The sequence below is a fragment of the Bradyrhizobium sacchari genome (assembly GCF_002068095.1).
Taxonomy (GTDB): Bacteria; Pseudomonadota; Alphaproteobacteria; order Rhizobiales; family Xanthobacteraceae; genus Bradyrhizobium; species Bradyrhizobium sacchari.
Window position 1 is genome coordinate 390720 of record NZ_LWIG01000012.1, and the last position, 9489, is coordinate 400208.

General features: G+C 65.5%; 4 protein-coding genes and 1 pseudogene. All 5 read right to left on the minus strand.

Annotated elements, in window-relative coordinates:
• Positions 1–300 precede the first annotated feature (300 nt).
• Entirely contained in the window at positions 301–2448 is a 2148-nt protein-coding gene (locus tag A5906_RS46390; protein ID WP_161495400.1) for an NHLP bacteriocin export ABC transporter permease/ATPase subunit, read from the minus strand.
• Between the two features lie 781 nt (positions 2449–3229).
• A complete protein-coding gene (locus A5906_RS17085) occupies positions 3230–5470 on the minus strand; it encodes a cysteine peptidase family C39 domain-containing protein (protein ID WP_080136529.1) in 2241 nt (746 codons plus the stop codon).
• Between the two features lie 32 nt (positions 5471–5502).
• Positions 5503–6767: pseudogene (locus A5906_RS46395) on the minus strand (NHLP bacteriocin system secretion protein); the annotation flags it as partial.
• Between the two features lie 103 nt (positions 6768–6870).
• A complete protein-coding gene (locus tag A5906_RS17095; protein WP_080136531.1) occupies positions 6871–7260 on the minus strand; it encodes a hypothetical protein in 390 nt (129 codons plus the stop codon).
• Between the two features lie 31 nt (positions 7261–7291).
• On the minus strand, positions 7292–9489 hold a 2198-nt coding region (locus A5906_RS42570), incomplete at its 5' end, for a hypothetical protein (RefSeq protein ID WP_210189981.1).

The following is a 9489-nucleotide window of genomic DNA, read 5'->3' on the forward strand; positions in this document are numbered from 1 at the left end:
GTAGCGACGCGTGACTTCTCGCGTCGGATAGGACCCCTCAGCCGAAGGAGGATCCGTTGACCCATCGAAGCTCTGTTCCCTGCTGCATGATCAATCCTTTCTTGGCTTCCTGAGTACCGGAATATGGCAGTACCGGTTGCTGGCTCTCGTCTCCAAGCGGTTGCGGTTAAGGGACTTGGCCGATGTTGACGGCGCTGTGTGGATGACCTTCGTCGATCCTATTCCCGTTGAGGATGCCGGCGGGCTCGCTCGTGAGCGCGGCCCGCCGAATATCCTGCAGGCAGGAAGCCGTGTTGAATTTCAAACAAGCTGCCGCGCGACCAGATCGGCGAACAGGCCCTTGACCCCCATCAGCTCGTCGTAACGGCCGGTTTGCACCACTTTACCGCGGTCGAGAACGATGATGCGGTCGGCGCTCTTCACGGTGGTGAGGCGGTGCGCGATGACGAAGCGCGTCACCGCCAGCCGGTGCAGGCTTTCGGTTAGGCGGGCCTGCGTCACGTTGTCGACCGCGCTCATGGCCTCGTCGAGCAACAAGATCCGCGGCTTGCCGACCAGTGCGCGGGCGACCGCTAAACGCTGGATCTGGCCGCCGGAGAAAGCAGCCGCGGCTTCGGTCACGATCGTATGCATGCCCATCGGCATGGCGTTGATGTCCTGGTCGATATTGGCCTGTCGCGCAGCCTCCCACGCCTGGTCGAGCGTGCCCTCGTGGGTGCCCATGATGTTTTCATAGAGCGTGCCGGGAAACAACGCGGTGTTCTGCAACACGCAGCCAATCTGCCGCCGCACCATTTCGATGTCGAGATAGCGCAGATCCTGCCGGTCATATTGCACGGTGCCGCTCGCCGGCATCTCAAACCCGAGCAGCAGCCGCATCAGGGTCGACTTGCCGGATCCCGAGGGGCCGACTAGCGCGACGTGCTCGCCCGGTGCCAGCGACAGCGAGACGCCCTGGAGCGCGAGCGGCGCGTCGGGGCCGTAACGGAAATAGACGTTGGTGACATCGATATTCCCGGTCAGCACGCCCGGATCGCGCTTCGATCCGGCGACGTCAGGCGCTGCGCGCAGCAAGGGCGCCACACGCCCCCAGGAGGGTTGCGAATTCCAGGCGGCAACGACGCCGCGCGCCAGTTGCAGCGAGGCGCCCATGTAGGCGCCATACGCGGCGATGAAGGACACGAATGCGCCGGTCGAGAGTTCGTCGTGCGACAGCTGCGACAGGATCAACAGGATGACCGCCAGCGCCAGCAGCTCGAAGACCACCAGCGCGGTTTCGAACAGCGTGCCGAAGGTCCGTGCCCGGTACATGCGGGAGCGCAGCTCGGCGAAGTCCATGGCCCAGCGCGCAAAGCCGCGCTGCTCGGATCCGGTTGCACGCAGAGTCGTGATGCCATGCACGAGCTGGAACACGATGCCGTAGATATCGGAGAGGATCTCCTCCCCGCGCTGCAGCGCATCGAGCTGATGATAGCCGCAGAACGCCGCAATCGCGGCGATCAGGGCGAACAGCCCGATCGCCGCCCCCGCCGCCGCGGGCGAGTAGTAGAACATCAGGCCGATGTTGCTGACGAAAAAGAGCAGTGCTGAAATCGAGCCGAGCATCAGCGAATAGGCGCCGCGGCGCAATTGATCCGCCGCGACGAAGCGACTGGCGATATTTCCGGGGCTCATGCGCAGCGCGCTGTCGGGCAGCCGCAAAAGCCGGTCCATGAAGGCGGCCTGCAAGGCGCCCGCCCCGCGCCCGTCGAGCCGCAAGCTTGCGATGTCGAACACGAAACGAAAGCCGGCGGCGACGAACGCGGCCAGCACGAGGCCCATGCCGAGAGTTAACAGCGACAGCGTCTGGTGGCCCGGAATGAAGCGATCGAACGCCAGTTGCATCGCCATCGGCGTCGCGAGGCCGAGCAGCGCGGAGGCCAGCGCCATGGAGACAGCGAGCGCCGCATCCCACCGGTTGCGCAGCCAGCCGAAACCGATGAATTGCCGAAACCCGATCGGCCGATCCGGGAACGGCGGATAGAGCATGTGCGCCTGCGGCGCCAGCCGGGCCGCCAGCGTGGCGTCGACCGGCTTCGGCCTGGCGTGCTCCGCCTCGATCATCACCCAGCGCTTCGCGTCGGTCGGGATCAGTGCCACCGGGTGCCGCGCGTCATCGAGGAAACCGATCAGCGGGCCGAGATCCTGCCGCAACCAGTCGCTGCTCAGCACCACCTGGCGGTTGCGCAACCGCACCGCGCGCGCCGCGTCGTCGACATTGCTCGCCCGTGAAAGCTGTTCGCGCTGCCGGTTGGTGAAGTCGAGCCCGAGCTTGCTCGCAATGGTGACGAACGGCGCGACGAACGGCTCGTCGCCGACAGGCTCGGCGGCGGCCTGCGGCGCGACCTTGCCCAGCACCGCGTCGAACCGCGTGAAGGCGCGATTAACCGTGCGCGTGGTACGCGCCATCCGGCCTTGGACCGCCTCGCGCAACGCGTCCTGACGGGTGTCGTGCGCGCGCCGGACCAGCGAGAACAAAGTGGCGTGGGTCAACTCCAGCAGGCGCTGCCATTCCGACAGGCGAAGAATATCGGCGGNGTGCCGACCGCATGAACCTCGCAGGGCCGCGCCGGCGAGATCCAGACGCCGCCGGCCACCGCCGCCACCTGCCGGCGATTTATGCCGGCGACCGGCACGCCGCCACAGCACGACAGGTCGGCGCCCAGTGCCGTCAACCAGACCACGCCGCCACGGGTCATGAGCGCGGCTCCGCCGGCGGCCTTCGCCTGTTCCCCGGGCACGAACGTGATGATATCGAGCGGCGCCGGGACGACCATGCGGCTCACGGCGGCGCTGAGATGACCAAGCCACCCGTCGATGGATGCGGCCACCGCGTTGTGTTGCTGCTCGGAGCCTTTGGCCTGGACAGCCAGGGTGTCGGTGCGGATGGCGGCGATCGCGCTGGTCTCAACCGCTACCGCGGTGACCAATAGATCGTCTGCCACCACGATCGGTGCGATGTACTCGCCGCCGCCGAGTTCGCACAGGAACACGCGTCCCGACAACTCGTCGCCGCTCTTCACGGTGAGATAGATCTCGACCCGTCCGGCGGCGATGATGTGGCCTTGCTGGGCTTCGCTGAGCGCCAGGGCCTCACCGGGCTCGAGATTGATGCTCGGCGCGGCCGCGAACGGCGCGGCCAGCATTCCGTCGCTCGACGCCAGAGTCAGCACGGGCGGACGGGGCGCCATCATACCTCGACCTGCTTCCGGTAATGGCGATGCGCCGCCATCAGGGCGGTGTGGCGGCCGCGCTCGACAATACGGCCCTCGTCCAGAACGATGATTTCGTCGCAATCTCGCAGGGTCGAAATGCGGTGCGAGATCAGGATGCAAGTGCAGCCACGGCGGCGGATGTTGTCGATGATTCCCTGTTCGGCGATGGAATCCAGCGAACTCATCGCTTCGTCGAAAACGATAAGCACCGGATCGACCGCGAGCGCCCGGGCGATGGCAAGGCGCTGACGTTCGCCCGCACTGAAATTGCGGCCATTGTCGTCGACGCGCGTCTCGTAGGCCATCGGACGCGACGCGATCATTTCGTGCACCATCGCGTCCCGGCCGGCCGCCACCACGCGATCCTCGCTGATGGTCAGATCCCACATGGTCAGATTTTCGCGCACGGTACCGCCGAACAGCGTGGTGGTCTGGTCCACATAGGCCACGGCCGAGCGCAACACCGGCGCCGACAGCCGGGCGAGATCGATGCCATCGATCCGGATCACGCCGTCGCGCGGCGTCATCAGTCCAACCATCAGCCGGGCGAGCGTGGACTTTCCGCTGCCGGTGGCGCCCGTGATCGCGACGCGACCGCCGGCCGGCACTTTCAGCGAAATGTCGCGCAGGAATGGCGCCGCCACGGTCGTGTAACCGAAAGTCAGGCCCTGGATATCCAGGGCGCCATGCAGCGCCGGAATTACGCCCGATTCATCAGGGGCCTCGAGAATTGGATCGACGCGCTGCCGGCCGACATCGCCGAGCCGGTCGATATGCCCCCGCGCCTGCTGCAATTGCGCGGTCAGTCCCATCACGCTGGTGACGGGCGCGTTGAAATTGGCCATCAGCGCCTGGAACGCCACCAGCATGCCGATGCTGATGGTCCCTTGCATCACGCCCACGCCGCCGATGAACACGATGCAGGCACCTGCGATCGTGCCGAGCAGGATCGGCAGGCCGGCCAGCAGCCGCTGCCAGAACGCCATGGCCTGCTCGGCGCTGACGACTTTGGCGTGCTCGCCGGCCCAGCGCCGGAAGAACAGGTTTTCGGCGCCGCTCGCCCTGTAAGTATCAAGATTGGCGAAGCCGTGGATCATGGTGGATTGCATACGGGCTTCATCCTGCAGCATCCGCCGGCTGGCGTCCGACAGCCGGCGCGACAACCAGACCAGCAGCGCCAGGTTGAGAACCGCGAATGCGATCACCACCAGCGCCAGCGGCACGTTGTAGGCCAACATGACCAGCGCGTAGATCACGATCGACAGCAGGCCGATGAACGTCACCGCGATATTGCCCGAAAGCAGGCCGGTCAGGCGGTCGCTGACCATGAGGCGGTTGGTGATTTCGCCGCTGTTGCGCTGGGCGAAGAAAGCCATCGGCAAGCGAAGGATGTGCCACAACACCCGACCACTGGTATCGACGCCGAGCTTGACTTGTAACCGCGCCAGCGTGCGCTGTTGCAGGAAGGTCAGCAATCCCTTCGCTAGCGCGATCGCGGCGATGCCGCCGACCAGCCACCACAGCCAGCGCGACAATCCGGCGATCATGTAGTAGTCGACGAAGGCGCGCTGCAGGCCGGGGATCATCAGGCCCGGCACCACCAGCAGGAAGCCGGCGAGCACGGCGGCCAGGATCGGCGCCTTGAAGCCCGGCAGGGTCTGGCGGATGCTGCGCACCAGGTCAGGCGCTTCACCCCCCGGAGCAAAGTCGGGACCCGGCTTCAGGGCGAGTATCACTCCGGTGAACGCCCGATCGAAATCCTGCGTCGTGAGAACACAGGGACCGGTCGCCGGATCGTTGATCCAGACTTTCTCGCTGGTGCGGCGCTCCACCACGACGAAATGATTGAATTCCCAAAACACGATGCATGGCAGAACGTCGTCGGTCAGATCGTCTGGACCGACCGTGTAGCCGCCACCCTCGAGTCCGTAGCGCTCAGCGGTCAGCAGCAGATTTTTTGCATTGGTGCCGTCGCGGTTGACGCCGGCGACCTCACGCAACTCCTCGATCGGGACCCACCGGCCGAAATAACCGAGCAGGATGGCGAGACACGCGACGCCGCATTCAGCTGCCTCGTATTGAAGGATCGTAGGTGTCCTGTGCACCGAAGTGTCGCCGATGCGTGCCCGCAGTGTTGGCCACGTGCTGGCAAACAGCAGCGCCGCGCGCGACGTCGCCCCGACGATTTTGGTTTTCAGCGCAAGCAACGCTCTCACGAACCGCTTCCCAGGACCTGCCGCAGCGGNNNGGGATCAACAGGCTCAGGAGCGGCAACGACATGGTCTCGATGTCGCTGCCGACCGTCGTGCCGGCATTGATGCTGAGATCGGGGCCGCGCGACGACGACCAGCGATAGCCGCTCGGTGTGTCCCCGGCGGCGAACAGATCAACCACGACTTCGTAAGGGGCGCCGTCCTTGGCGAGCGACTGTCCGAGCTGCCGGTTCTTCAGCGTGCGGTACATGCCTTCCGCGGTCGCCGGCACCTCCGCCACGGCGCGGACGCGTCCTTCGATGAAGCCGAACTCTTCCCGCCGCACCGTCGAGGGTGACAGGCGCACGTTCATGCCGGGGCGGACCTTCTTGCCGTCGTTCGACGGCACATAGACAACCGCATAGAGCGGCCCGATCGGATCTTTGCCATCCCTCGGCAGCGCCTCGGCGACCTTGTCGGGAATCAGCGAGAACAAAGCAGCGTTGCGATCGACGATTTCGCCCGGATTGACCTTGAGTTCGATGACAGTGCCGTCGTACGGGCTCAGCACCACGCTCTGGCGGTCGAGCTTCTCCCGCAACGTGCGGATCTTGCGCTCGGCGGCCGCGACCTTCAGGTCGGCATTGAGGCGCTCGCGCTCGTCGTCGGTCTGCGCCTTGGTGGCCTCGAAATCGAGGTTGCGAATGCCATCCTGAGCCTGCGCGCGCTGCGTCTCCGCCTTGCCGATCTCGACGCGAGTCTCGAGCGCGCTCTTGCGCGTGAGGATCTGCTTGTCCATCAGCACGGCGTCGCCCTTGGCGATCTCGTCGAGCCAGCCAAGCTGCTTTTCAAGAAACGCGATATCGTCCTTGTAGCCCTGCCGGCGCTGTGCGATCGAGGCGGCGAGCGGCGGCCCGCGGCGCTCCTGGAATTTCACGATCTGGTCGCGTTCGCCGACCGCGTCGCGGTATTCGGCTTCCGCGTTGATCAGATCTTCGCGAATCTCCGGCTGATCGAGCCGGGCCACCGCCGTACCGGCCTTGATCTTGTCGCCGACCGCCACGCTGAAGCTCAGCAGGCGCCCCGGATTGTCGGCAGTGACGTCGAGCAGGCCGCCCGGCGACAGCAATATGCCCTGGCCCGGCACCGTGACCGGCACCGTCAGGACGATGCTCCAGATCAGGCCGCCGACCACGAGACCCGCCAGCGCCAGCAGCGCGACCCAGGTCGGACGTCCGACAATACGGAGCCCCTGGTCGAGCCGCTCCGGCGCCGACAACCTCTCAAGTGCTGCTTCGCGAAAAATGCCCTCGTTCGCCATGCCCGTTCGCTACGCTTGGCCGAGCCCGTCCTGACCGGGCGGCCTGCCACATTTACACCAATGGCCTTGCGGCGCCTCCGCGGCGGCTGCCCGATCCACGCCGTTAGTTATCCTTTCGCGGGCTCTCGGTGGCGCCCGCTGGCGCCTGAGCGGCCGCCTTTTTCGCCTCGTCCACCATCGCAGGCAGCTTGCGGGCGACATTGACCATCAGGCCGACATACTGGGCGATCCGCGCCCGGTAGGCGTCGCCGTTCGGCTGGCCTTTGGTCAGGATCGCCAGCACGGCCCCGAGCTTGTCGGTCTCGATGGCGGCGGTCCCCGGCGACAGCGCCAGGACCGCGGTCATCGCCAGGATCGCAATCTGCTGCGCGTCGTTGGCGACGGCCAGTTGCTGGAGGGAGAGGCCCAGCGCCGTGCCCAAAGCCTCCGAGCCCTTTGGGTCTGCGGGATCGATGGCCTTGCCGGACACTAGCACTTCGGTTTGATCGGACATGTGAACTCCTGATCCCAAACTGACGTTTGCCTCACCAGCTGAAGAGCGACTGAAGGCTATGATAGAACGTCGCCGAGTTGAGGCCCAGCGGCTGCACGGTGGTGTTCGGAGGCAGCGCACTGGCCTGGGACAGCCAATCGCCAAGGCTTATGAACGCGTCGGCAACCTTGTTCAGGCCAAGATCGTCTTCCACCTGTGTGGCGTAGGTGTTGAGCACGGTGGCGGCGGCCTGCAGGTAGGGATTGCTCAGGATCAGCTGGATCGCGTCGCCCCCAAGTGACAGCACGTCGCTGGCGAGGCTGAGCGGATGCCCGGTGAACAGATCCTGGAACGCAGCGCCGACATCCTGCGCGAGGTTCTGCACGGCCGGGAACTGGAAGCCCACCGAATATTGGAACAACGCCTGGCCCAGCGCGGCCCCATCGGATGCGATCTTCTGGGTGTTGCTGCCGTCGCCGAAAATACTCACGATGTCGGCGCCGATGGAATAGACCTGATTGATGTAGGTGAGCGCCGTGGTGTTCAGCAGGTTGGTAACCAGGTTGCAAGAGTTCGCGACGAGCTTCAGCGCGCCCACCAGAGGTCCTGAGATATTCGCAAGAACCGGATTGGAGCTGAGGGCACTCGCCACGGTATTCATGGTCATCAATGCAACCATGCCGTTCGAGGCCAGCTGAACCATCGTGAATGTCATGGCTGGGCTGAACTCGACAAGCGTGCCGGAGTCGAGCGCCACCTCGAATTCTCCCGCCTCGCCGGCGCCGCTTCCGGTCAGACCCTTGCCATAGCCGAAGCTGATCTTTTCCCACGCGTCCTTGAGCACATCGCCGAAGCCGTTGGCCATGTCCTCGGGATCGACAATCTCGCCCGTGGTGCCGAAGATCTGGTTGATCAGCGCCGACTGCATGGACTGGACATTTTTTCCGAGCCCCAGGGCGTTCAACAGCGGCCCCTGCCCGACCGGCAGGCCGGCCACCAGCAGATTTGACAGCAGATCCATGTACCCTTGCGCGCTGGTCGGATTGCCGGCGATCTCGCCGCCGATGATGCGCGCCAGCGGGAAGTTGGTCCACGCCGCGGTCCACGCTGCCTGGTACCAGGCTGTCGCTGTGTGGGCCGCCTCGGCCACGTCCGTGATGCTCGCATTGGCGGGCAATATCAGGACAGTCCACATCTGGCTGAGGTGAACACCGAGATCGGTCTCGACCGAGTGATTGGCCGCATTCCTCTCGACAGCGTTGATGGTCGCAACGCCGGTCAGCAACGACTGGATGGTCGCAAGGCCGCCGCTTTCGATCTGGCTCTGCACCGCCAACGCGGCGTTGTGGATCGAGAGGATGCCGGGGACGGTGACGGTATGGACGCCGCTGCCTGACGGGATGGCCTCGGTCCCGCCCGCGGTGCCGTTGGCGATGTTGTGGGCGACGATATCGACCCAGGCATACGCCACGCTGTGCAGCGTGCTGTTTTCGCTCGACGACGCCTTTACCAGCGCGGCCGTCAATTCGTTGTTCAGGAGCGCCATCGCCTGGGTGTACGGCAGGTATCCGCTGGTGATCGCGCCCACCAGGCCGGTTTCGGTGGTACCGGTACCGATGCGATGGCCCAACGCCACCAGAATTGCGGCGTTCGCCGCGGTGAGGGCGTTGTAGGCGTTCTGGACGGCTTGGAGATCTGCCGGGGTGTAACCGCCCAGCTGCTGCAGAAGCGTCAGGTTCGGCGCCGGGCCGACGCCGGCGTTCACCAGCGTCGACAGATGCATGAGCGCCACGTCGACCACATAAGGGAAGGCGCCGCTGTAGGCTTCGACGTTGGCGATCGCCGTCGCCGCGGTCATCGTTCCGGCGATGACGGCGGAGGCGTCCGTATAGGCGATGAGATCCTGGTTCAGCAGATCCATCGCGGGGACGAGCGCCTGCTGCAAGGTCATCGGCGCGGTGATGCCGCCGGTGACGCTGGCCGAATACGGCCCGCTCGACGGCACGCTCGACAGGTTGAGGACCGGCGTCGGAATATTCGGCCACGCGGCGGTCAAGGCCTCGGTGATGATCTGTTGGGCCGTCGCCAGGGAGACAATGCCTCCCGAGACCAGCTGGGCGAGGCCGCTCTCGGCGGCATCGCTGTTGATGCGGCTGTAGATCTCGGTCGCAAGCGCGTTGGCGGCCGTCGTCAGGCCAGCGCCCTGACTTTCGATCAGCGCGACGCTCAACAGCACATCCGCCGGCACAC

Excerpts from the sequence above, each read along its gene's own strand:
- A5906_RS46390 (WP_161495400.1), bottom strand. The coding sequence starts at position 2,448 with ATGGCGCGTACCACGCGCACGGTTAATCGCGCCTTCACGCGGTTCGAC.
- A5906_RS17095 (WP_080136531.1), bottom strand. The coding sequence starts at position 7,260 with ATGTCCGATCAAACCGAAGTGCTAGTGTCCGGCAAGGCCATCGATCCC.